Origin of the sequence: Burkholderia sp. PAMC 26561 (assembly GCF_001557535.2) — a bacterium.
Classification (GTDB): Bacteria; Pseudomonadota; Gammaproteobacteria; order Burkholderiales; family Burkholderiaceae; genus Caballeronia.
In genome coordinates this window covers 1,400,009-1,423,387 of record NZ_CP014315.1, presented here as the reverse complement: position 1 = coordinate 1,423,387, position 23,379 = coordinate 1,400,009, and the positions used below count along the sequence as shown (strand labels likewise).

Genomic DNA, 23,379 nt, shown 5'->3' with positions numbered 1-23,379 from the left:
GAAAAAGGCCGAAGCGATTTGCTTCGGCCCGCTTCAGGTTGGCCCAAAGATTTACAGCGTTCCGGTTCCTGGACGCACCACGCGGCTGCGTGCGGAAATTGCATCGTTGCCTACGGCCGTTCCGCCCACATCCTCGTACGGAGGCTGATGACGGAACCCCGCGCCGCCCGAAACAATGGCGATGATTGCTCCAACAAGGAGGGCGGCAAACGAGAACCAGCTTGCACGAGCGACACCGCGTGCGGCGGTATCGGCGGTCTGCCTTGCATCCTGTTCGGCGTCGGGGCTCGAGGCGGCGGACGCAGCCGATGCAACCGCAGCCTGCAATTGCTGCTTCGCGGAATTCATCATGGAGGGGTCTGCGTTAGCCTGGTTTGCGGCCGTCGCGCCGACTTGCGCGCTCGTGGCGGCGACACTGCCAACCGTGCTCACGGCGCTTCCGATCAGCGAGGTCATGCCGAAGACAATCAAAAGTGTCATGACGGCCCATGAAAGGAGACCGTGCAGCCAGCCAAGGACGGGTGCGCATCGGCCGGCAAAATAAGAGCCGATGAAAACAGCGAGCACCGTTGTAACGATCACCCAGACGCCTGAGCCAAAGCCGAATCCGTGCATGGGATTGGGCTGGGACAACGGAGACAGCAGTGAGGCGCCTATGGCGGCACCAAGCACGCTCATGATGAGATAGACGATGGACGAGAGAATCACGCCAGCGATCACGGAACCCCATGAAAGGCGCGGCAGACCGTCTTGAGTATTGAGCAGTTTCATAAGTTTTCCTGATTGAACGGAAGCCGAAGGCGTTAAGAATGTGTCCTGGTGTATGCGCGCAGTGGCGTGCCCCATCGTGGAGCAAACGCCGTGCCGCGGGTATCGGCCGGGAGGCATCTTCGCTGATGGAACGGGGGAAGCTGGGTCAACGCGGTTATGCGCCGCTTTCCCCGAGAGCCATGTCCGCCAGCATGTCGGCAGCCAGCGATTCGAGCAGGGCGCGCAGGGCGTCGACTGACATGTTTTCGGGCACAGCGAGCACTGCCTTGACCGCGAACTGATGCGCCCGCGCGGGTCCGGACGCGAGTTCCGTGGTGAGTTTCTCGATGCTGACGTCGTGCGCCGACAAACTCGCCGACAGATCCTGCACGATGCCCGGACGGTCGGGTGCCGTCAGCTCCAGCGACACGCGCCGCCGGCCGCTTTCGAGCGGCGGCAGGTCGCCGCGTGCGATCACGACGCGCAGTCCCGCGCTTTCGAGATCGCGTAATGCGGTAGTCAGCGCATCGGCGTGACGCTCTGCAACTTCGAACTGCACCATGCCGGCAAACTGGCTGCCGATGCTCGCCATGCGGCTGCCGGTCCAGTTGGCGCCGAAAGCCCGCGCGCGCTCGGAGAGCAGATTCACGATACCCGGACGATCCGCGCCGATCGCCGTGACGACGAGCGTTGCAAGCGGTCCAGCCGGCTCCTCGCTGATGTCGATGCGCCGGCGAATGATCGGCGCACGCGTGGCGAACTGCGCGTCCTGCACGCTCGCCGGCAGCTCGCCATGTTCACGAGCGTGATGGGCGACGCGCAGCAAAAGCTCGAGCCCCATTGGCGCGAGCGCGCGTTCCCAGAGTTCCCGTGCGGTTTCGCCCTTCTTGACGAAGCACCAGTCCTGCGCGGCAATCGCGCCCGCATCCCAGCCGTGCGAGAGATGGTAGATGGAGCCACCGGCGATCGGGTCGCCTTCCAGGATGGTCCACTCGACCGCCGCAATGCCGCGGTGACGAGGCAGCAGCGAAGGGTGATAGCCCACACCGCCCAGGCGCGAGCGCGCCAACGCCTCGTCGCTTACGCGCGCATGAGTGTGCGCGGCGATGATCAGACCAGTGTCTTCGGGAATGGCGCTGCCGTCGATGAACTTCGGATTCTCGTGGATGAAGGTCGGCAAGCTGGCCGCCCGGGCAGCCACGGCGAGGCGGTCGTCGGCGGCGGGCGCCACCACGCCGGCGATCTCGATTCCATCGGCCAGAAACGCTTCCAGCACCAAGGCGCCGAAATACCGCGATCCTACGATCGTGCATTTCATCAAGCTGTCTCCCATGCAACAGGGTTGATTGTGCGCGTGCAGCCGGCCAGGGCCGGCGCCGCTTTATTGAATCGAGCCCACATTGTCATATGAACAGCCGTCCGAATCCACACGGGGTGGCTTACCTGCCCTCAGGGTTTGAGGACGACCTTGATGCACCCGTCTTCCTTGTCGCGGAACGTCTTGTACATCGCAGGACCGTCTTCCAGCGAAACCGTGTGGGTAATGACGAAAGACGGATCGATCTGGCCTTCCTGAATGCGGTTCAGCAAATCGTCCGTCCAGCGTTTCACATGAGTCTGGCCCATCTTCCAGGTCAGTCCCTTGTTCATCGATGCACCGAACGGGATCTTGTCGATCAGGCCGCCATACACCCCTGGCACGGAGAGGATGCCTGCCGGACGGCACACGTAGATCATTTCGCGCAGCACGTGCGGACGGTCAGACTCCAGCATCACGGCCTGCTTGACGCGGTCGTAGACGGCATCGACAGAACGGGTTGCATGCGATTCCATGCCGACCGCATCGATACACTTCTCCGGTCCCTTGCCATTGGTCAGTTCCTTTAACCGGTCGAGGACGCTTTCTTCGTCGAAGTTGATGGTGATTGCGCCACCAGCCTTCGCCATGGCAAGGCGTTCGGGCACCCGGTCGATCACGACGACCTGCTTTGCGCCCAGCAGCACGGCGCTGCGTATCGCCATCTGGCCGACCGGGCCCGCGCCCCAGATTGCGACTGTGTCGTCAGGCTGGATGTCGCAATTGACCGCCGCTTGCCAGCCAGTCGGAAAGATATCGCCCAGAAACAGGACTTGTTCGTCGGTCAGGCCGTCCGGAATCTTGACGTGGGTCGTGTCGGCCATGGGCACGCGGACGTACTCAGCCTGGCCGCCCGCATAACCGCCGGTCAGGTGCGAGTAGCCGAACAGCCCCGCCGTGGTGTGGCCGAACACCTTGTCGGCCTTGTCCTTGTTACGGTTGCTGCGTTCGCAAACCGAAAAGTTGCCGCGTTTGCACTGGTCGCAATCGCCACAGAAGATGGTGAAGGGAACCACGACCCGGTCGCCAACCTTGAGCGCCTTGTTGTCCTTGCCTACTTCGACCACTACGCCCATGAACTCGTGGCCCATGATGTCGCCGCTTTCCATCGTCGGCATGAAGCCGTCGAACAGATGCAGGTCGGAGCCGCAGATCGCGCAAGTCGACACCTTGATGATCGCGTCGCGCCCCTCTTCCATGACCGGATCGGGCACCGTGTCACATCGAATGTCGTGTTTTCCATGCCAGCGCAAGGCTCTCATTTGCAGCTCCTGAATGTTCGTTAGCCGGGATCCGTGAGCACCCTTCAGCCGTCTCACTGTCGGCCACGACAATTCAGCAATACCCATTCCAAGCGCACTAACGCGACTTCAGCGAGCCGCGCACACATTCGTCAAATCGACGTCACCACCATGGCGACCGAAATCACCAGCATGACGGCCGTCGCAATCCAGCCGAGCGCGCGCAGCCAGCCCCGAGCGGCGAATCTCCCCATGATGTCCGGGCGGCACGCGATTTTCATCATCACGAACATCACGGGCACCGCGACCACGCCATTGAGCACCGCGCTCCAGTAGAGCGCCTTGATTGGATTGACGGAAGTGAAATTGATGACCATGCCGATCAGCGTGGCAATCGCGATAGTCGCGTAAAACGCCTTCGCTTCCTGCATCTTGCGGGTGAAACCCACCGGCCAGTCGCGCGCCTCGCCGATCGCATAAGCCGCCGATCCGGCCAGCACCGGCACGGCCAGGAAGCCGGTCCCGATCAGCCCAACCGTGAAAAACAGCGCAGCGAACGGGCCGGCAATCGGCCGCAGCGCCTGGGCTGCCTGCGCGGAGGTTTCAATATCGACAATGCCGCCCGCGTGCAGCGTCGCCGCCGTGGTCGCGAGGATCGCCAGGGCGACCATGTTGGATAGCCCCATGCCGGCCATCGTATCGACTTCTATTCGATGCAGCGCCGCCGGACCCTGCTCGGGTGCATCGAAGAGATCCACGCGCCGCGGATGCACGCGCATGTCCTCGACTTCTTCGCCGGACTGCCAGAAAAACAGATAGGGGCTGATAGTGGTTCCGAACACGGCAACAACAGCAGTCAGATATGCCGATGTCCAGAGCGGACGCGGAATAAACAGGCTGCTTGCGAGCCGGGACCAGTCGACATGCGCCACGGCCAGCACGGCGAAATAAGCAAACAGGGAGAGCGTGAACCACTTGAGCACGGCCACGTAGCGTGTGTATTGCAGCAACAACTGCATGGCGACGCAGATCACTGAGAACAGCAGCACATACAGCCATTTGGGACCCGGCAGTAAAAGCGAGAGTGCATCGGCCATGGCGCCCAGATCGGCGCCCACGTTGACGATGTTCGCAATCAGCAGCAGCACGACGATCCATTGCAGCAGCCATGCCGGATAGTGCCGGCGCAGGACGCCCGCAATGCCGTGGCCGGTAGTGCGGCCGATGCGGGCGCTGATCATCTGGATGGCGACCATCAACGGATAGCTGAAGAGCAGCGTCCACGACAGCCCATAGCCGAAGGCCGCGCCCACCTGGCTATACGTGGCGATGCCGCTGGGGTCGTCGTCGGAGGCGCCTGTAATGAGGCCGGGACCCAGCACGCCCAGCAGATGCGGTTTGGTCGGGCCTATTACGGGATCGGGACCTTCTGCATCGTAATCCGGTAAGGGCTTATTCATAATGGCCTGGTGCCTGGTTTTTCGTTTGTATCGAACGTTCGGCCCGCGCGTCTGAAGTCACGCCACCGTCATTCGATGAAACAAGACTTGTTTGACTGAATCGAGTACGAGGGCGAGCACCGCCGCGGCGCCCAGCAAGCCGAGAATGACGACGAGCGGCACGGCATCCATCAGAACGCCGTTGATTGCCAGGATGCTGATGAACGTCAGATCCACCATGGACGACAGGATCAGCCATTTCCCCGGCACCGAACTCCAAAGATGTTCCCGTTCCCGCGCGACATAAAAGACCGCCTGACCGCTGAATACGAGCGTCACGACTGCCACTGTGCGCAGCATGCCGGTGTCGAAGCCCAGTGCAAATTTCGCCGTCGCGAGGCATGCAACGCAGAACAGCAGATCCACGATTCCCAACACAATACCCGCGATGGTCAGGTTGCGGATGCGCCAGATGTTCGGGCGTGGCGAGGGGCGCACGTTATCGGTGGAAGACGACATGGCCAGGAAGTCGCCGGTCACCATCATCAGCACCATGAGCGCCGGTGTGAGGATCGCGTGACCCGTCAGAATCAGGCCGACGGCAAGGAACAGGACCTGCACGATCTTGTGGATGATCGAGCGCAGCGTGTAGGTCAGGATGCGCTGGAACGTGGTCCGGCCTTCCTTGACCAGCGCGACGATACCGCCAAGGCCCGCTTCCGTGAGCACGACGCCCGCGGCCGATTTCGCGACATCCGTGGCCGTCGATACCGCAATGCCCATCTGCGCCTGCCTTAACGCGGGCGCGTCGTTCGCGCCATCGCCGCACATCCCCACGATATGTCCGCGCTGCTGCAGTGACTTGACGAGCTGGTACTTGTCCTCCGGCAGCACGCTCGCGAAGACCGCGTAGCTTTGCGCATTCATGTCGGCGGGAATCGGGCTCTTGTCCCAGACAGCGCCCTTGATGCCAACCGATGCCGCCACTGTTTCCGCGGTCTTGCGCGCGTCGCCCGTCACCATGACCGTGCGCACGCCGAGCCCGTCGAGTTCGGTGACCAGCGCAGCGGAGTCGTCGCGGGGCGGATCGCTCAGGGCGATAAACCCGGCTATCGTCAGGGCACCGGATGTTCCCGCCGCGACGGCCAGTACGCGTAACCCCTTGGCCTCGAATTCATCCACGATTGGCGCAGCATTCGCGCTCGGCTGCGCAAGTGCCGCAATGGTCGGGAATGCGCCTTTCAGGACGCGTTGTTGCGCGCCGTCTGCACCGCGCACTGTGGCTTCGGAGCGTTTCAGGGCGGGATCGAAAGGGATGAACGTGATCAACGCCGGGATGTCCTTGACCGGCTGGCTTGCCGATGCGCGGCGGATGGCGGTATCGACGGGATCCCGGCCGCCGTCCGAACTCGCGGCCGCGGCCAGTGCCAGGACGTGGGCTTCGTCGTAGGGCGGCAGCGCGCGAACGTTGATCACCGCGAGTTCGTTGCGTGTCAGCGTGCCGGTCTTGTCGGAACAAAGGATGTCGATGCCGGCGGCTTCATCGACGGCTGAGAGGCTTGTCGGCAAGACGCCGCGGCTTGCGAGCGAGCGTGCGCCGACCGCGGCGGCGAGCGTGAACATGGAAGGCAACGCCACGGGAATCGACGATAAAAGCGCGACGAGCAGCAGCGGCACGACCTCGCCGATCGGCATGGAAACCGAAAAGGCATAGATGCCAAGAAGCAGGGTCACCGCGCCGTTGAACAACACCAGATTACGCACGACACGCAGGACCGTCTTCTGTTGCGAGCTTTCGACCTTGGCCGTGCGCACCAGCTCCGCCGTGCGGCCGAACTTCGTACGCTCGCCGGTTGCGATCACTTCCGCCACGGCTTCGCCGCGACGCACCAGCGCGCCGGCAAAGGCCAGCGATCCCGCGCCGGATTCGGTGGCGGCGGATTCGCCGGTGAGCATCGACTGGTCGAGCAGGACGGAGCCGGCGCTCAGCCGGACATCGGCGGCAACGACGGTGCCAAGCGACAGCTTGACGATATCGCCCGCCACTAGCGCAAGCGCCGGGGGACGGTGGTCCACTGGCCGTCGCGACGCACGGCCGCGATCAGCGCGAGACGTGACTTGAGGGCATCGACGGTGGCTTGCGCCTGACCTTCCTGGAAGAGCCCGAGCCCTGCGTTGAAGAGCAGCAACAACAGGACGATACCCGCGCCGACATAATCGCCCAGTCCCAGTTGCAGGACGATTGCCGCTTCGAGCATCCACGGAACCGGTGCCCATAATTTCCGGACCGCGCGCCATAGCGGGTGAGGCGTGATATCGGCGACGGCGTTCGCACCGTTTTGTGTGAGCCGCAGCGCGGCTTCGGCCGTGCTGAGGCCGGCGGCACCGGTTGTCTTGAGCTTCGGTGCACCCGCTTGCGGGACCGAAAGGGTGATGCTGTCATCGGCCGGGCCGGGCGAAGAGACGGTCAAGGGATGCTCCACGAGTCAGTCGTGCCCAGGGCCCTGCTCGAGCTTGCGGCGAGGTTCGATGGAACGGCGTGTCGCCGTTCTGTACGGTTGCCTGGCATGATTTTCCGATTCCAAGAGGAGGAGGTCGATCACGCGCTGGATCAAGCCCGGCGATGAACGAATGAGGACCATCCTTGAAGGTAGTCCACATCGCCACTCCCCGGTTGACCCAGGTCAACACACAGCCCTTACTGAGCGACCTGACCGGCCGGTTCCATTTCTTCGGCGAGCGGCGCGATGCCGCGTTCGGCAAGCACGTCGTCCAATGAAGAACGCAACAGGTCGATGGCCCGCATCAACCGGCCCGGAACGGAACCATGGACGAACCACACATCCACTCCAGTGCGGAAATCGGTGGTATCGATGATCTGCAGCGCCGCCCGGTGCGAACTCCTCTCCAGTATGTCCGGCGTGACAAGCCCGATACCGAGCCCGCGTGCAACAAGGGACAGTTGAAGTTCGGAGCCGAACGCTTCGACCGCGACGTTCAACGGCAGGCCGGCAGCTTGCAGCGCGCGCCTCAACACCGAGCGCATTCCGCAGCCATCCTGATTCAGCACCCATTCGTGGCGGCTCAACTCTGCGAGCGTTGCCGGCACATCAGGAAGCCCGAGAGAACGCGCCGCGACAATCACCGTCGGCACGAACGCGAGGCGTGCTGCGTGCAATGCCTCCGGCGGCGCGAAGCCGGGTGGCATCAATACGATTGCTGCATCGAGCGATCCGCGTTCGACGCCTTGCACGAGTGATGGCGACCAGCCCGCCGTGACACGCAGCGTCAGTCGCGCAAACATGCAGCGCAGACGGTCAACGGGCTTCTCCAGCGCCACTTTGCCGAGAAAGGGCGGCATCCCGATCCGCATTTCGCCGGACGGTTCGCTGTCGAGCGATGCAACCGACAACAAGTCGTCCACCGCGCGCAGCACGGTTCGCGCGAGCGCATACACCTCGTTGCCGGCAGCCGATGGCTTCAGCGGCTTGCTCTGACGCTCGAGCAGTTCCACGCCCAGCATGGTCTCGAGGTTTTGCACGCGCCGCGTTAAACCCGGCTGCGTAAGATGGAGCTTTTCCGCGGCACGAACCATCGAACCGCTTTCTACGACTGCGACAAACGCCTGCAAGTCCCGGGTGTTCACAATTAACTCGCATAATCATTATCAACATTTTTCAATTGTCGCATAACGTTCGCATCGTTAGGATGCTTCTCTGATCCAGTCCAGAGAAAACATTCGATGCTTCCCACCGCAGAAACCACCCCCGTCGTCAGTAGGGTGCCGAAAGCCGACGCCACGCCTACGCTCACTGTCCCGCTGACCGTTTTCTTCGCGACCGCAGTCGGCGTGATGGTGATGAACCTGTTTGCCGCTCAAACGCTGACCGGCGCGATCGGCTTGAGCCTGCACCTTGCACCGCAGTTCGCCGGCCTCGCTGCCATGCTGCCGCAACTTGGCTACGCAATCGGACTGGTGCTGCTCGTGCCGCTATGCGATCTGCTGGAGAACCGTCGGCTTATTGTGTGGACGCTGGCTTGCGGGGCCGTCTTTCTCGCAATGGCGATGGTCGCCGATTCGCGCGTCTTGTTTCTCGTCGCTGTATTGCTGGCAGGCGTTGCGTCCAGCGCCATCCAGATGCTCGTCCCGATGGCCGCTTCAATGGCGCCGGAAATTCATCGCGGACGCGCGGTCGGCAATGTGATGAGCGGCTTGATGCTCGGGATCCTGTTGTCGCGTCCGGCCGCGAGCCTGATAGCGGGGACAGTCGGCTGGCGTGCTTTCTACGGTCTCGCCGCGCTTACTGATGCGCTGGTCGCCGTCGTGCTGTATCTGAAGCTTCCCGTGCGCACGCCTGGTAACCGGACATCGTATTCCGCTCTCCTGTATTCGCTTTGGACATTGGTGCGCACCGAGCCTGTGCTGCAACGCAATGCTGCATCGGCGGCACTGGTCATGGGTGCGTTCAGCGCGTTCTGGACCGCGATCGGCCTGCGGCTCGTTCAACCGCCGTTCGGCTTCGGCATGAATGGCATTGCGTTGTTTGCGCTCGCCGGTGCGGCAGGAGCGATCGTGACACCGCTCGCCGGTCGTGCGGGCGACCGGGGATGGAGCCGCAAGATGCTGCTGGCCGGCCATCTGACGATGCTCGTTGCGCTCCTGGTAATCGGCGTGGCCGGTGCCGGCTGGGGAGGCTTTTCGGCGCAGGCGCATCCGGTATTGGCTGTCGCGATGCTGGTCGTAGGCGCGGGCGCGCTCGATGCCGGTGTTGTCACCGACCAGACGCTCGGCCGGCGGGCAATCAACCTGATGGACCCGACTGCGCGCGGGCGACTGAATGGCTTGTTCGTCGGGATATTCTTTGTCGGCGGCGCGCTCGGCGCCGCATTGTCAGGCGCTGCCTGGGCGCTGTCCGGATGGTCCGGCGTCTGTGCGGTTGGGTTCGTGTTCACCGCCTTCGCTTTCGTTTTGCGGGCCGCGGGGGAGAGGAGCAAACCGCGCTTTGCCGCTCAGCAGAAGCAGTGACGATAAACATCCGGATCCTGTTCCGCTTCATGCGCCGATCATCCCGCCCAGGCATTGACCTCAAGAATCGCGTCGGCGAACGCATCCGGCGCCTCTTGCGCAAGGTTGTGACCGGCATTCGGAACCACGCGGTTCTCATGACGGCCCGTGAACCGCTTCAAGCCGGCCTGACTGCCGCCTGGAGGACTGACGCCATCGGCATCGCCTTGCAGCGTGATGGCCGGCACCGTGATGGATGGCATGACCGCCAAGCGGCGCTCTATGTCGTCGAATTGCGGATCGCCGTCGACGAGTCCATAGCGATGCCGGTACGAATGGATGACGACATCGACGAAATCCGGATTGTCGAATGCAGCGGCTGAACGCGCGTACGTGTCGTCGTTGAAATGCCAGGTCGGCGACCACAATGACCATAACAGCCGGCAGAACTCACGACGATTCTCGCTCAGTCCGGCCCGGCCGCGTTCGCCGTGGAAATAGTACTGGTACCAAAGCCGGTATTCCTTCTCTGGACTTTCGGGCTGCGTAGCGGCAGCCAGATTCTGGATGTTGTAGCCGTTCACGGAAACCAGACCTCGCGCTCTTGCCGGGTAGAGCGCTGCCACGATGCACGACGCGCGGCCGCCCCAGTCGTATCCGCCGAGCACGGCTTGTTCGATCTGAAGTGCGTCGAGCAGCGCCCGCAGGTCCGCCCCGAGCGCTGCCTGCTGACCTGACCGGGGTGTCGTCGACGCAAGAAAGCGCGTCGGTCCGTAGCCCCGCAGATAGGGCGTCAGGACCCGGGCGCCCTGGGCCGTCAGGCGCGGTGTGACGTCGTCGTAGGCGTGAATATCGTATGGAAAGCCGTGCGACAGGATCACCGGCCATCCGTTGGGATCGCCTTGTTCTTCGTAAGCGATGTCAAGCAAACCGGTTGCAATGTTCTTGAGCATGACGCCGTCCTGAGGATGAATTGTTCCGGCCGGAGCGTGGCGGATTTCGCGTGAATGCGCCACGGAAGGATATCGATCGTGTGGCCCGCAAGCAATCCAGATTTATTCGGGGTTCGTGTTAGTTTAACTTTCGTGATGGGGATCCTTGGGCTTGTTGACGGAGGGCGGCCCCAGCTGAGACTACGCCGAAACGGCCTTGTCATGACGCCCAACGCGAACGGAAGCGTAGCTACCGTTCGCGTTGACCCTTTTGCATGTTTCACGTCACTTCGCAGTGTCGTGAAGGTCCGCTTGCGCCGGCACTCGCTCACCCGGATGTTTTGTTACAGCATGGACGTCCTGATTGCGCGCAACGGTGGCCGCGCTGGGCGGATAGTCGTTCTTCGTAGTCGGAATGATGCCATCGTGCCGCGCTTGTACCAGTTCCTGCTGCACTTGCTGGCGAGTTTTTCCGCTTGGCGGCGTTTGAGCAAACGCAACCACTGACGCGCATGTCAAAACCAGAACTGCGGGAATATTTTTCGACGCTTTCATAATTTGGTTTCTCTCGATTAAGGACCGCCGATGTGGCGGCTTGGAGAGAAGTTTGTACGGCCGACGGTGCACGACCATGATCGCGCCATGATAATTTTGTCATATAGAAAAAACTTATAGACCATTTAATACAGTTCGGACTTCTAAATCCGGATGACAAAAAAATCATCTGGTCGTCATGTTCACATGGGAAGCAACGCCTCAGACTGGGATCAATCGAAGACCGCTTCGGTCCGCATTGTCTGGAGGTATTTCTCATGAAGCCAGCTCTCATTCTGATCGCCGTTTTTGCGGTAACCCTTTCCTCGAATAGCTTCGCAGATGGTGGGCACGACTATCCGCCACGTATCCTCGACAGACCGAGTTATCCCGCGCAGACGCCCGATGCCGGCCGAACGGACCCCTCCACCGAAAAGCTGCCTTCAAAAGCGATGCCTGACGATGCACTTCAGGAAAAGGTCGATGGTGCTAGTGCCGATCCCTCTGTCAGCAAGTTGATTCACAGGGTCGGGCCTTGATACCAGGGGCCGAAACGCGTTCCCCGCCAAAGATTTCACACGCCCTGCACGATCGTTACTAGGTTGAGGCCACCGCCCGCGTCCAAGAAAATCGATCGGCCACGGGCGTTTGGGGAATCGCGCGTCCGCACTTGCCGCGTCATGCGTTCATCAACTCGTTGCACTATTAACCAAAGGTGCTGATCGTGAAATCAATCAAGCCGAATCCGGACCGTAAAGACAGTGCTGCAGCGTCTGCGCGGCCATTGCGATCGATCCGCGCCTTGAGCGTCTCCATCGTCTTGGCCGCGGTCGTCATGTTGACGGGTTGCTCGTCTTTCGATGCAGATGGTCACAAGAACAGCGCCTCGTCAGCGACCCCTGCAGTCAAAAAGCGCACGCCTCAACTGAGGCCGGACTATCCGTGTCAGAACCTGCACGTTCGCTTGCCGTCGTGTCCCCCGCGCTGAGTTTCGCGCGGAAATTATCGTTTAAAGAGACCACCCGGGGATCAATCACGAACATGACAAAAATCTCATGTTCATCTCATCTTGGCAGCGTAGCCGGTTCGTATGATGACCCCACATATTCAAGAGTTAATCGAGTAAAGAAAATGCGTATACGCCTTTTAGGAGTGGCCGTATCGGCCACGCTTGCCGGCACGGTCGCAGCACAAACCACGGCGACAGAAAGTTCTCCGCCGCTGCGCTTTGATGCAGTCACGCAAACCGCAGGTAACACGGTTCAGACAGTGCCGTTGACGCTGGACGAAGCGCAGCGTATCGCGCTCGACAATAATCCGCTGCTGCTAAGCGCTCGCTCGGAAGCAGACGCAACGGCAGGATCATATATGCAGGCCGGTGCTCGCCCGAATCCGGAAGTGTCATTCCTGCAAGAGGGATTCAAGAGTGCCGAACGGACTTCGACAGGGCTCTTGAGCCAGCGCATCGAACTTGCGGGTCAACGGTCCTACCGCCTGGATGCTGCCTCATACGCGCGGCAGGGTGCTCTCGCATCACTCGATGGACGGGTCGCCGTATTGCACGCCGATGTGAGCACAGCGTTTTACGGGGTGTTGTTCGCGCAAAAGACAGTCGAACTCGCCCGGGACTCGGCCGACATTGCAACCCGCTCGGCGCAATTGGTCCAGCGACGTGCGACAGCGGGCAAAGTCTCCCCGGTTGAAGCAACCCGGGCGCAGGTCGCGGCAACCGAAGCTCAAATTGCCCTGACAAGCGCGAACGCATTCGTTTCGGCTACGCGAGTAAAGCTTGCGTCGACCATGGGAATCCCTGATTTGACGGATCGAGTCGTGACTGGGGACGCCGAAGCGCTGCAGGTGCCTATCGGCTTGTCGGCGCTGCAACAGAGGATCGAAGATTCGCCGGCGGCCCGTCGAGCATTCGCAGAGATAGGCCGTTCCAACGCGATCCTGTCCCTCGAGCGCGCGAGGCGCACGCCGGACATCACCGTGAGCGCCGGCATGAAACGCATCGTCGCAGGCGGGATATCAAGCAATCAGGCTGTGGTCGGTATCTCGATCCCGTTGCCCATTTTCGATACCAATAGAGGCGCGGTGATCGAGGCCAGGCATCGTGCGGAAAAAGCCAGCTCGGATCGTGACGGGGCGCTCGCGCAAATGCGCATGGACATCGCTCAAGCCTACGCGAGCTATGACGCGGCGAGCTCAGAGGCGCGGCGCTTGAAGAGCGAAGTGCTCCCAGCCGCTCGGCAGGCGCTGGACGCCACGTCACGCGGATTCGACCTGGGCAAGTTCGGTTTCATAGATGTCCTCGATGCACAACGCACGCTCTTCCAGACACGATCGCAGTACCTCAAGGCCTTGATCGCGGCGCGACAGGCTTACGCCGACCTCGAGCGCCTCGTTGGAAATATCGAACTGGCATCGTCATTACCCCCCTCTGCACAACCCTAAGGCACGTCATGGCAAGCAAAAAAAGTCTGGTTCTGGCTGCCGGCGGATCTGCCGTCGTAGTTGCATTCCTGTTGTTGTCAGCGAACTACTTCGGCGCGGACATCAACGGCACAAGCGCAGCGAATGCCGCACCCGCGACCGACCCGTCCGCGGGTCCCCGGGGAGGCACAGTGCTGACAAGCGGGACACAGTCCATAGAGGTCGTGTTTGTGGAGCAGGGGGACGCCGTGCAACTTGAGGTATATCCCCTTTCCCAAGGCAAGCCCATCGGTCCCGCCGGTGTTTCCATATCGGGCGTTATAAAGCGCTATGACGGCAGCCAGCAACTGGTCGATTTGGTTGCATCCGGACAAAAATTTGTTTTGCCCGGACCGATTGCGAAGCCTCATGTATTCGACGTCTTGTTGAATGTCCGTGCCGCCGGCGCAAATGCGAGCTATGAGGTGTCTCGCGCAGACGGTGCAATTCGATTGTCGCCGGAGCAGTTGAAGGCGTCCGGCATCGCGATGAAAAACTCGGGGCCGGCGTCGGTCGCCAGTTCGTTTGTTCTCCCCGGCGAAATCAGATTCAACGAAGATGCCACCGCGCATATCGTGCCTCGCGTCGCCGGAATCGTTGAGAAGGTCTCCGTGTCATTGGGTCAGCGTGTCGAGAAAGGCCAGGTGCTGGCGCTCATTGCGAGCACTGACCTTGCAGATCGCCGCAGCGAATTGCTGACAGCCGAGCGCAGGCTATGGGCCGCACAGGCCACGTATGCGCGGGAAAAAACGTTGTGGCTGGAAAAAATATCGGCTGAGCAGGACTATCTGCTGGCCGAGACACAGTTGCGCGAAGCGGAGATCGCGACTGCGAGTGCTCGCCAGAAGTTACTGGCGCTCAATGCTTCTGCTGCCACTGGCGCGCTGAGTCGCTATGAATTGCGGGCGCCATTTACGGGCACGATCGTTGAAAAGCACGTCACTGTTGGCGAAGCGGTTGCGGCTGACGCGAATGTATTGGTCCTGTCCGACCTCAACACGGTATGGGCCGAGATGGCTGTGCCCGCACAACGGCTGAACGAAGTCCAGGTTGGCCGGGAAACCACGATCAGTGCGGCGGCGTTCGAGTCGAAAGCCTCGGGGAAAATCGCGTATGTCGGGTCGCTGCTTGGTGAGCAGACCCGAACCGCACCCGCGCGGGTCGTGCTCGCCAATCCAGACGGATCATGGCGCCCCGGCATGTTCGTGAATGTCTCGGTAACTGCAGGTTCAAAGGACGCGCCTGTTGCAGCCGCCACCGACGCGTTGCAGGACATCGACGGCAAGCCTGCGATCTTCGTTCAGACCTCGAAAGGATTCGTGGCGCAAGGCGTCGAACTGGGCCGCCGTGACGACCGTTTTGTCGAAATCACCAAGGGGCTGAAGGTGGGTCAGCGGTATGCCGCTGCGAACAGCTTCGTTTTAAAAGCCGAACTTGAAAAAGGCAGTGCCGAAGGGCATTGAGCCAATTCCCGCCTCACGGTCATCGACCCCGACAACAACTTGACGGCTCACGGCCTTCGGGAAGGACACGTACCATGTTTGAGCGTTTGATTCGTTTTGCCATCGTGCACCGCTGGCTGGTGATGATCGCGGTTTTTGGCGCCGCGGCACTCGGCGTCTACAGTTATCAAAAGCTGCCGATCGATGCGGTCCCGGACATTACCAACGTCCAGGTCCAGATCAATACGGCCGCACCCGGCTATTCACCGCTCGAATCCGAACAGCGGATTACGTTTCCGGTCGAGACGGCCATGGCCGGTCTTCCCAATCTCCAGCAGACGCGTTCGATTTCCCGCTATGGACTTTCGCAAGTCACCGTCATCTTCAAGGAAGGCACCGACATCTATTTCGCGCGGCAACTGGTGAATGAGCGGATGCAGGAGGCCAAAGACAAGCTCCCGCCCGGCGCAACACCTGCTATGGGTCCCACATCGACCGGCCTCGGCGAAATCTATCTCTGGACTGTCGAAGCAGATGCAAACGCGCGCAAGCTCGATGGAACCGCGTACACACCAACGGACCTGCGGGAATTGCAGGACTGGGTGATCAAGCCACAACTTCGCAATGTGACCGGCGTGACCGAGGTCAATTCGATTGGCGGTTTCGTCAAGGAATTCAGAGTCGCTCCCAACCCGACCAAGCTGATGTCATACGGTCTCTCGCTTGGCGACGTGGTTCGCGCGCTGGAGCGCAACAATGCGAACGTGGGCGCCGGCTACATCGAAAAGCGAGGGGAACAATACCTTGTCCGTGTGCCGGGACAGACCAAGTCGATCGACGACATCGCCAACGTCATACTGACCAACGTGGGCGGCGTGCCGGTGCGTATCAAGGACGTCGGCCAGGTCGAAATTGGCCGCGAGTTGAGAACGGGCGCCGCGACGGCCAATGGCGAGGAAGTGGTCCTCGGCACGGTGTTCATGCTGATGGGGGAAAACAGCCGGAAGGTTGCAAAAGCAGTCGCGAAGAAGATGGAGGACGTCAATCGCTCGCTGCCTGCCGGAGTTCGTGCCATCACTGTCTACGATCGTACCGTCCTGGTCGAGAAAGCGGTCTCTACAGTCAAAAAGAACCTGTTTGAAGGCGCATTGCTGGTGATCGCGGTCCTGTTCCTGTTCCTCGGCAACATTCGGGCGGCGATCATCACGGCAGCCGTGATTCCGCTTTCGATGCTGATCACGTTCACAGGTATGGTGAACGGCAAGATCAGTGCAAACCTGATGAGTCTGGGTGCACTCGATTTCGGCATCATCGTCGACGGTGCGGTCGTGATCGTCGAGAATTGCATTCGACGGTTATCGCACGCGCAAACCAAAGCGGGCCGGCCACTCTCGCCTGAAGAACGATTCGCAGAGGTGTTCGCTGCCTCTCAGGAGGCGCGCCGGCCCCTGATCTTCGGCCAGTTGATCATCATGGTGGTCTACCTGCCAATCCTTGCCCTCACAGGTGTGGAGGGGAAGATGTTCCACCCGATGGCGATCACGGTCGTCATCGCTTTGGCGGCCGCCATGGTGTTGTCGGTGACGTTTATTCCGGCTGCGGTGGCGCTGTTCATCGGCCGCCGCGTCGCCGAGAAGGAAAGCCGCGTGATGGGCTGGGCCAAACGTGCATACGAGCCGGCGCTGCACGCATTCCTCGCGCGTCCCAAGCGGGTGTTGGGGGGAGCGGTCGTCATCGTCATGTTGACCTTGTTGCTCACGATGCGGCTTGGAAGCGAATTCATTCCCAGTCTGAACGAAGGCGACATGGCTCTTGCAGCGGTGCGCATCCCGAGTACCAGCTTGACTCAATCCGTCACGATGCAGAAAGCGGTCGAGAAGACGCTCAAGGAACGCTTCCCGGAGATCGAGCGCGTGTTTGCAAGAACCGGGACCGCGGAGATTGCCGCCGACCCGATGCCGCCGAACGTCTCCGACGGGTACATCATGTTGAAGCCGGCGGATCAATGGCCAGATCCGAAAAAATCGCGTGAGGCGCTGCTCGCGGAAATGCAAGAGGTGGTCGAGACGCTCCCTGGCAATAACTTCGAGTTCTCGCAGCCGATCCAGCTCAGGTTCAACGAGTTGATCTCGGGCGTGCGAAGCGACGTCGCGGTAAAGATATTCGGCGATGACATGGCCGTGTTGAACGCCACCGCCTCGAAAACTGCGGCGATATTGCAGAAAGTGCCCGGTGCGTCCGAGGTGAAGGTCGAGCAGACCACGGGCCTCCCTGTGCTGACCGTCACCCTGGATCGCGAGAAGCTCGCGCGCTACGGCGTGAACATTGCCGATGTTCAGGACACGGTCGCAGCCGCAGTCGGCGGACAGACGGCCGGAACATTGTTTCAAGGTGACCGGCGTTTTGACATTGTCGTCAGGCTTCCTGATGACCTGCGAACGGATATTGAAGCGATCAAGCGATTGCCGATCGCCTTGCCAACCACCGCGATCGGTTCGGGTGCAGGCGCGAGCGCAGTACCTGTACAAGCCCCGTATGTACCGCTTGCAGAGCTGGCTGACATCGACGTCTCGCCCGGACCGAACCAGATCAGCCGCGAGGACGGCAAGCGCCGGATCGTCATCAGCGCAAATGTCCGCGGACGGGATGTGGGATCATTCGTGGCTGAGGCGCAAGAGAAGTTGCAGCAGGGCGTTCAGATTCCCTCAGGCTACTGGGTCTCCTGGGGCGGCCAGTTCGAGCAGTTGCAAACGGCCACCGCACGGTTGAAGCTCGTGGTCCCGGTTGCGCTGTTACTTGTTTTCTTGCTGCTCTTCATGATGTTTGATAACGTCAAAGACGGCCTGCTGGTATTCACCGGGATTCCGTTTGCATTGAGCGGTGGCGTGCTGTCGCTATGGATGCGCGGTATTCCGTTATCCATTTCCGCAGCGGTCGGGTTTATTGCACTGTCCGGTGTGGCCGTTCTGAACGGATTGGTGATGATTGCATTTATTCGTAGTTTGCGCGAAGAAGGACGAGACCTCGACACCGCGGTGACAGAGGGTGCGTTCACCCGGCTTCGACCGGTTCTGATGACCGCACTGGTGGCTTCGCTTGGTTTCCTGCCCATGGCTTTCGCCACAGGGACCGGGTCCGAAGTTCAGCGGCCGCTTGCGACTGTTGTGATCGGCGGCATTATCTCGTCTACCGCATTGACTTTGCTGGTGCTGCCTGTGTTGTATCGGGCGTGTCACTCCACGTCTTTCCGGGGGGCGGCAATCGACCTGCTTCGTCCGCTGGTTCCAGCGCGGTTGCGTCGCCGGTTTGGTCAGTCGGCTGGGGAAAGCATATGAGAATCCTGATCGTAGAGGACGAGGCCAAGACGGGAATCTACCTTCGCAAGGGCCTGAATGAAACGGGGTTCGTCGCGGACTGGGTGGCCGACGGCGTGAGCGGTCTGCATCAGGCCCAAACGGAAGACTACGACCTGATCATCCTGGACGTAATGCTTCCGGGGCAGGACGGGTGGTCCATTCTCCAAGAATTGCGCAAGACGCGTCTCACGCCGGTATTGTTTCTGACGGCGCGTGATGATGTGGGCGATCGAGTGAAAGGGCTGGAGCTGGGAGCGGACGACTATCTTGCGAAGCCGTTCGACTTTGTCGAACTGGTGGCGCGAGTGCGATCCATTTTGCGCCGTGGGCAAAGTCGCGACTCGTCCACATTGAAAGTGGCGGACCTGGAACTTGACGTGACCCGCCGAAAAGCGACGCGGCACGGCAAGACGATTCTGTTGACGGCGAAAGAGTTTGCGTTGCTTTGGCTGTTGATGCGGCGCCAGGGCGAGATCCTGCCGCGCTCCACCATTGCGTCGCAAGTCTGGGACATGAATTTCAATAGCGACACAAACGTGGTGGACGCCGTGATCCGCCGGGTGAGAGCCAAAGTCGACGACGACGTCGAGCCAAAGCTGATTCACACGGTTCGTGGCATGGGCTATGTCCTTGAAGAGCGAGCGCGGCCGTCCGAATGATGACAAGTCTGCTGCCTCGAACACTGCGTGCTCGCCTGACAATACTTTTTGCAGTCTCGACGTCGATGCTTCTGGCTGTCAGCGGGCTGTTGCTTTACCAGGCACTGAAGACCAACATCGCCTCGATGTCCGAACAGGAAATGACGACGACATTGACGGCAGCGCGCTCGCACCTGAGTGAAATCAGGACCATCGAGGAGGTTGCGTCAGAAGGCGCTCCACTGGCCGCGCCCCTTCACGGTCACCAGAATGTGGATCTGGCGCTCTACGACATGCAGGGGCGAAGACTCACAGGTACCAGTGGATTTCGCGCGAACAGCGCGGTTCTTGCTGCGAAACCCGGCGTTGCGCCCAAAGCCATTTCCATTCCGGGGACTACCCTCAAGTATCTCGTTGCGCTCGTGCCCCTGGACGGCGTGCAAGGGCCGGTCGTGCGCGTAGCGGTCCAGTACGACGGAAGAAGTGAGCGCGCGCTTTTAAAAGCGTATGCGCTCAGTGTGCTGTTCGTAGTGGTGGTCGGCACCCTGGTTACGGCCGCAGTCGCTTACATGATCGCTTTCATCGGCCTTCGTCCGCTTGCCCGGCTGACGGCAAAAGCCGAAGCGGTTTCGAGTAGCCGGCTGGTGCAGCCGTTGGCCGAGGCAGGCATGGCGGGAGAGCTCAAGGAACTCAGTCAGGCGTTCAACCGCATGCTCGCAAGGCTCGATGATTCCTTTGGCCGCCTCAACCGCTTTTCGTCAGATCTTGCACACGACATGCGGACGCCCTTGACCAATTTGCTGGCGGAAGCGCAGGTTGCCTTGACGCAGCCTCGTAGCGGCGACGAATATCGTATGGTCATTGAATCGAGCGTTGACGAGTGCCAGCGGCTGTCGCGCATGATCGATGACATGCTGTTCCTTGCCCGTTGCGACAATTCGCAGAAAAAGCTTGTCTTCGTCCGGATCGATGGCCGCAGGGAAGCGGATCGCATCGCGGGCTTCTATGAGATTTCGGCCGAGGATGCCGGCGTCAACATCGATGTGACCGGGGAAGTGCAGTTTCCTGGAGACCCACTGCTCGTTCAGCGGGCTATCAGTAATCTGGTCTCCAACGCAGTTGCTCATGCGCCCCACGGCACGGCGGTAGAGATACGCTGCGAGGCTCGCGGAACGTCCAGCGAAGTCAGTGTCACCGACTTTGGCCGGGGCATTGGCGCCGAGCACATGGATCGTATCTTCGATCGTTTTTATCGGGTCGATCCATCCCGGCATGGCTCCGCGACGGGGACCGGACTTGGGCTTGCCATTGTGCGTTCAATCATGCAGGAGCACGGAGGCGAATGCACTGTCACGAGCATCCCGAATGTCCGGACAACGTTCAGACTCATCTTCCCGAACAATGGTGCTGTCCGATCGGGCGAGACATCGTTGACAGCGCGCGGCCAGCTTTGATCGGCATGCGCCATGCTGTTGCAAGTAAGCACTTGAGCCGATTCATCCGGTCTCAGGCGGCTTGCTCTCCACACCCGCTACAAAACTTCGCGCCGAGAGGCAGTGTAACGCCGCACTTGGAGCAGGCAGAAGGTGCGATCGATGCTCCGCACTGCGAACAGAACTTCGCATTGGCAAGATTAGCGGCGCTGCACTTGGGGCACGTTACGCCTGGCGCGGTGTCCCGGCCCCATCCCTGTCCCGGATCAGGTTTGTTCCGAACGCTGTCGGCCGGAGCCCGAGGGGACTCCCGATACTCCGGACGGTTCCCTCCATCTGTTCCCCATCCCTGACCAGAGTCGTGGTGGCCGTCGCGATTGCGGCCGTGACCTCCACCGTGGCCTCCGCCATGCCCACCCCCGCCGTGACCAGCGCGATAACCGCTCAATAGCTTGTCCAGAAGTCCCATATCGTGCTCCGTTTTCAGTTGTTTGCATCTCGCGTGCAGAAATTACCCGCGAGTCATTTGCGCAGCAGGCGTAATCCGTTGCTGACAACCAGCAGGCTTGCGCCGACGTCAGCAAATACCGCCATCCACATCGTGCCCATTCCCATCAGCGTCAATGTGAGGAAAACCGCTTTGACGCCAAGCGCGAGCGTGATGTTCTGCACAAGGATGCTATGAGTCGCTTTCGACAAACGCACGAAGGCAGGGATCTTGCGAAGGTCATCGTCCATGAGCGCGACGTCGGCCGTTTCGATCGCCGTGTCGGTTCCCATGGCGCCCATTGCAAAGCCGATGTCGGCGCGCGCAAGAGCAGGCGCGTCATTGATGCCGTCGCCGACCATCCCGACCACCGACCCGTCCGCGGAGAGATCGACAATCGCCTTGAGCTTGTCTTCAGGCAACTGATTTCCGCGCGCTTCATCGATCCCGACCTGCTTTGCGATCGTGTTCGCGGTGTACGGGTTGTCGCCCGTCAGCATGGCGGTGCGGATGCCGAGCGCGTGCAGGTCTTCGACCGCTTCCCGGCTACTTTCTTTCACCGTATCGGCGACTGCGAACAGAATGAGCACATGGGTCGGACTGCTCAACATGACAACGGTCTTGCCTTGTCGTTCCAGCGACTCCAGGGTTGCCTCGAGTGAAAGCGAGCATAGTCCGAGCTCTTCAACGAGCCGGTGATTACCAAGCGTATAAGTTTTTCCCTCCACCACGCCACGCACTCCGCGTCCGGGAATCGCCTCGAAACTGTCGACCGGCATGCGAATGAACCCGGCGGTATCTCCTGCCTTGGCAATCGACAGGGAGACCGGGTGATCTGACCGGCCGGCGAGACTGGATGCAATCCGCCTGCATTGTTCGAGATCGGCTTGGTCATCGACCGTTTGGACGTCGGTCTGGACAGGCTTGCCGTGGGTGATGGTTCCGGTCTTGTCGAGTGCGAGCCACGTCAGCTTCCTGCCTTCTTCGAGGTAGACGCCGCCCTTGACCAGAATGCCCTTGCGCGCTGCTGCGGCGAGGCCGCTCACGATCGTGACGGGGGTCGAGATGACGAGCGCGCACGGACACGCGATCACGAGTAATACAAGCGCCTTGTAAATCCAGTCTTGCCAGCTACCGCCGGAAATAAGCGGTGGCACGATTGCTATGGCGAGCGCGACCGCAAACACAATGGGCGTATAGATGCGCGCGAATTGATCGACAAAGCGTTGAGTCGGCGCTTTCGCACCCTGGGCTTCTTCCACTGCATGGATGATTCTCGCAAGTGTCGTATTGCCGGCGATCGCCGTGACCCGGAACTCGAACGAGCCCGCTTCGTTGATGGTCCCCGCAAATACGGAGTCACCCTCGGTCTTGTCGACAGGCAAGCTTTCGCCGGTGATCGGGGCTTGATTGACGGTTGACCGTCCGGATACAACCGTGCCATCCAGACCAATACGTTCGCCGGGCTTGATCCGAACGATCGCGCCTATGACGACCGCCTTGGCATCGATGTCCTCCCAGGTGCCGTCCGGCTGGCGCACCGTCGCTTTGGCCGGCGTGAGTTGCATCAAACCCTGTATGGCGTTGCGCGCGCGATCGAGCGCTTTCGCCTCGATGAGTTCGGCCACGGTGAAGAGCACCATCACCATCGCGGCCTCGGGCCATTGTCTGAGTACGAGCGCGCCGGTAACGGCGATGCTCATCAGCGCGTTGATGTTCAGGTTGCCGTTGGAGAGGGCGACCCAGCCCTTTTTATACGTGGTCAACCCGCAGGCAACGACAGCAAGAATTGCCAGGGCCGCGGATAACCACATCGACGCACCCAGCCAGCCCACCGCTTCTGAGCCGATGGCAGCAACCCCGGCCAGCGCGAGAGGCCACCATGGTTTGCTGGTTGCGGCCACCGCGGTGTCGAGCCGGCCAGTCGAGTTCGGCAATTCAGGAATGAATCCGAGCGACCGGATCGCGTCCGCAATGGACTCGAGTGCGTCCGGGGCATGTTCGACCGTGATGACGCGCTGAATGAGATTGAACTCCATGCCTTCGACGGATTTCATTGTTCCGAGCTTCTTTCGAATCAATGCTTCTTCCGTCGAACAATCCATCTGCTTGATACGGATCGGAGTACGAACGTTCTTGCCGGCTTGCTGCGGACTGTCGAGCTTTTGCGTTGGGCGATCGGGCTTGAAACTTGTATCGGACATGGTGACTTCCTTGCTGGAATCGTGCATCCAGTAGACACCCTGCAGCCCCTATAAGGTCAAGTCAATCTTGGCGATAAGTGTGATATTTG

The 23,379-nt window shown here is 60.8% G+C and carries 19 protein-coding genes; 7 read left to right on the top strand and 12 right to left on the bottom strand.

The features are described 5' to 3' along the window. Positions 1–51: 51 nt before the first annotated feature. The 7 genes from AXG89_RS41025 to AXG89_RS41000 form a co-directional block, all read right to left on the bottom strand. On the bottom strand, positions 52–771 hold the full coding sequence (locus AXG89_RS41025) for a TIGR04086 family membrane protein (RefSeq protein ID WP_075357442.1): 720 nt from the start codon (positions 769–771) through the stop codon (positions 52–54). A gap of 154 nt (positions 772–925) precedes the next feature. Further along, positions 926–2,068 carry an ACT domain-containing protein gene (locus AXG89_RS41020; RefSeq protein ID WP_075357443.1) on the bottom strand — a complete coding sequence of 381 codons (1,143 nt, stop codon included), beginning with the start codon at positions 2,066–2,068 and terminating at the stop codon, positions 926–928. A 131-nt stretch (positions 2,069–2,199) separates the two neighbouring features. Further along, positions 2,200–3,369 (bottom strand): zinc-dependent alcohol dehydrogenase, encoded by a 1,170-nt coding sequence (locus tag AXG89_RS41015; protein WP_075357444.1) that lies wholly within the window; start codon positions 3,367–3,369, stop codon positions 2,200–2,202. Between the two features lie 131 nt (positions 3,370–3,500). Continuing rightward, positions 3,501–4,808 (bottom strand): NRAMP family divalent metal transporter, encoded by a 1,308-nt coding sequence (locus tag AXG89_RS41010; protein ID WP_075357445.1) that lies wholly within the window; start codon positions 4,806–4,808, stop codon positions 3,501–3,503. Positions 4,809–4,865: 57 nt separating this feature from the next. Further along, complete coding sequence (locus AXG89_RS41005) at positions 4,866–6,863, bottom strand: HAD-IC family P-type ATPase (RefSeq protein WP_236873651.1); 1,998 nt, start codon at positions 6,861–6,863, stop codon at positions 4,866–4,868. Continuing rightward, positions 6,833–7,258, bottom strand: a complete 426-nt coding sequence (locus tag AXG89_RS44030) for a cation-transporting P-type ATPase (protein WP_236873650.1) — start codon at positions 7,256–7,258, stop codon at positions 6,833–6,835. Before AXG89_RS44030 ends, AXG89_RS41005 begins: the two co-directional genes overlap by 31 nt. A 227-nt stretch (positions 7,259–7,485) precedes the next feature. Continuing rightward, positions 7,486–8,433: a LysR family transcriptional regulator gene (locus AXG89_RS41000; protein ID WP_075357446.1), complete on the bottom strand. Its 948-nt coding sequence runs from the start codon at positions 8,431–8,433 to the stop codon at positions 7,486–7,488. Positions 8,434–8,529: 96 nt separating this feature from the next. Here AXG89_RS41000 and AXG89_RS40995 point away from each other — a divergent pair, with 96 nt between their 5' ends. Continuing rightward, a complete protein-coding gene (locus tag AXG89_RS40995) occupies positions 8,530–9,813 on the top strand; it encodes an MFS transporter (RefSeq protein ID WP_075357447.1) in 1,284 nt (427 codons plus the stop codon). Positions 9,814–9,851: 38 nt separating this feature from the next. Here the strand turns inward: AXG89_RS40995 and AXG89_RS40990 are convergent, their stop codons facing one another. Beyond that, a complete protein-coding gene (locus AXG89_RS40990) occupies positions 9,852–10,745 on the bottom strand; it encodes an alpha/beta fold hydrolase (RefSeq protein WP_119024875.1) in 894 nt (297 codons plus the stop codon). A 264-nt stretch (positions 10,746–11,009) separates the two neighbouring features. After that, positions 11,010–11,279, bottom strand: a complete 270-nt coding sequence (locus AXG89_RS40985) for a DUF4148 domain-containing protein (protein WP_075357449.1) — start codon at positions 11,277–11,279, stop codon at positions 11,010–11,012. 257 nt (positions 11,280–11,536) lie between these two features. Between AXG89_RS40985 and AXG89_RS40980 the strand changes: the two genes are divergently transcribed. Next, positions 11,537–11,797: a hypothetical protein gene (locus tag AXG89_RS40980; RefSeq protein ID WP_075357450.1), complete on the top strand. Its 261-nt coding sequence runs from the start codon at positions 11,537–11,539 to the stop codon at positions 11,795–11,797. Between the two features lie 166 nt (positions 11,798–11,963). Here the strand turns inward: AXG89_RS40980 and AXG89_RS44235 are convergent, their stop codons facing one another. Beyond that, entirely contained in the window at positions 11,964–12,095 is a 132-nt protein-coding gene (locus tag AXG89_RS44235; protein WP_257792717.1) for a hypothetical protein, read from the bottom strand. 294 nt (positions 12,096–12,389) lie between these two features. Here AXG89_RS44235 and AXG89_RS40975 point away from each other — a divergent pair, with 294 nt between their 5' ends. The 5 genes from AXG89_RS40975 to AXG89_RS40955 all read left to right on the top strand — a co-directional run bounded on the left by AXG89_RS40975 (position 12,390) and on the right by AXG89_RS40955 (position 20,620). Continuing rightward, positions 12,390–13,712, top strand: coding sequence for a TolC family protein (locus AXG89_RS40975; protein WP_083637557.1), 1,323 nt, complete (start codon positions 12,390–12,392; stop codon positions 13,710–13,712). 8 nt (positions 13,713–13,720) lie between these two features. Next, positions 13,721–15,193 (top strand): efflux RND transporter periplasmic adaptor subunit, encoded by a 1,473-nt coding sequence (locus AXG89_RS40970; RefSeq protein WP_075357451.1) that lies wholly within the window; start codon positions 13,721–13,723, stop codon positions 15,191–15,193. A gap of 74 nt (positions 15,194–15,267) precedes the next feature. Continuing rightward, complete coding sequence (locus AXG89_RS40965; RefSeq protein WP_119024852.1) at positions 15,268–18,507, top strand: efflux RND transporter permease subunit; 3,240 nt, start codon at positions 15,268–15,270, stop codon at positions 18,505–18,507. Continuing rightward, on the top strand, positions 18,504–19,187 hold the full coding sequence (gene irlR, locus AXG89_RS40960; protein WP_062001708.1) for a heavy metal response regulator transcription factor IrlR: 684 nt from the start codon (positions 18,504–18,506) through the stop codon (positions 19,185–19,187). Before AXG89_RS40965 ends, irlR begins: the two co-directional genes overlap by 4 nt. After that, positions 19,184–20,620, top strand: a complete 1,437-nt coding sequence (locus AXG89_RS40955) for a heavy metal sensor histidine kinase (RefSeq protein ID WP_075357453.1) — start codon at positions 19,184–19,186, stop codon at positions 20,618–20,620. The genes irlR and AXG89_RS40955 overlap by 4 nt, the downstream gene beginning before the upstream one ends. A gap of 52 nt (positions 20,621–20,672) precedes the next feature. Here AXG89_RS40955 and AXG89_RS40950 read toward each other — a convergent pair whose 3' ends face one another. Next, positions 20,673–21,068, bottom strand: a complete 396-nt coding sequence (locus AXG89_RS40950; RefSeq protein ID WP_075357454.1) for a zinc ribbon domain-containing protein — start codon at positions 21,066–21,068, stop codon at positions 20,673–20,675. Positions 21,069–21,121: 53 nt separating this feature from the next. Continuing rightward, positions 21,122–23,290, bottom strand: coding sequence for a heavy metal translocating P-type ATPase (locus tag AXG89_RS40945; RefSeq protein ID WP_236873649.1), 2,169 nt, complete (start codon positions 23,288–23,290; stop codon positions 21,122–21,124). Positions 23,291–23,379: the final 89 nt, after the last annotated feature.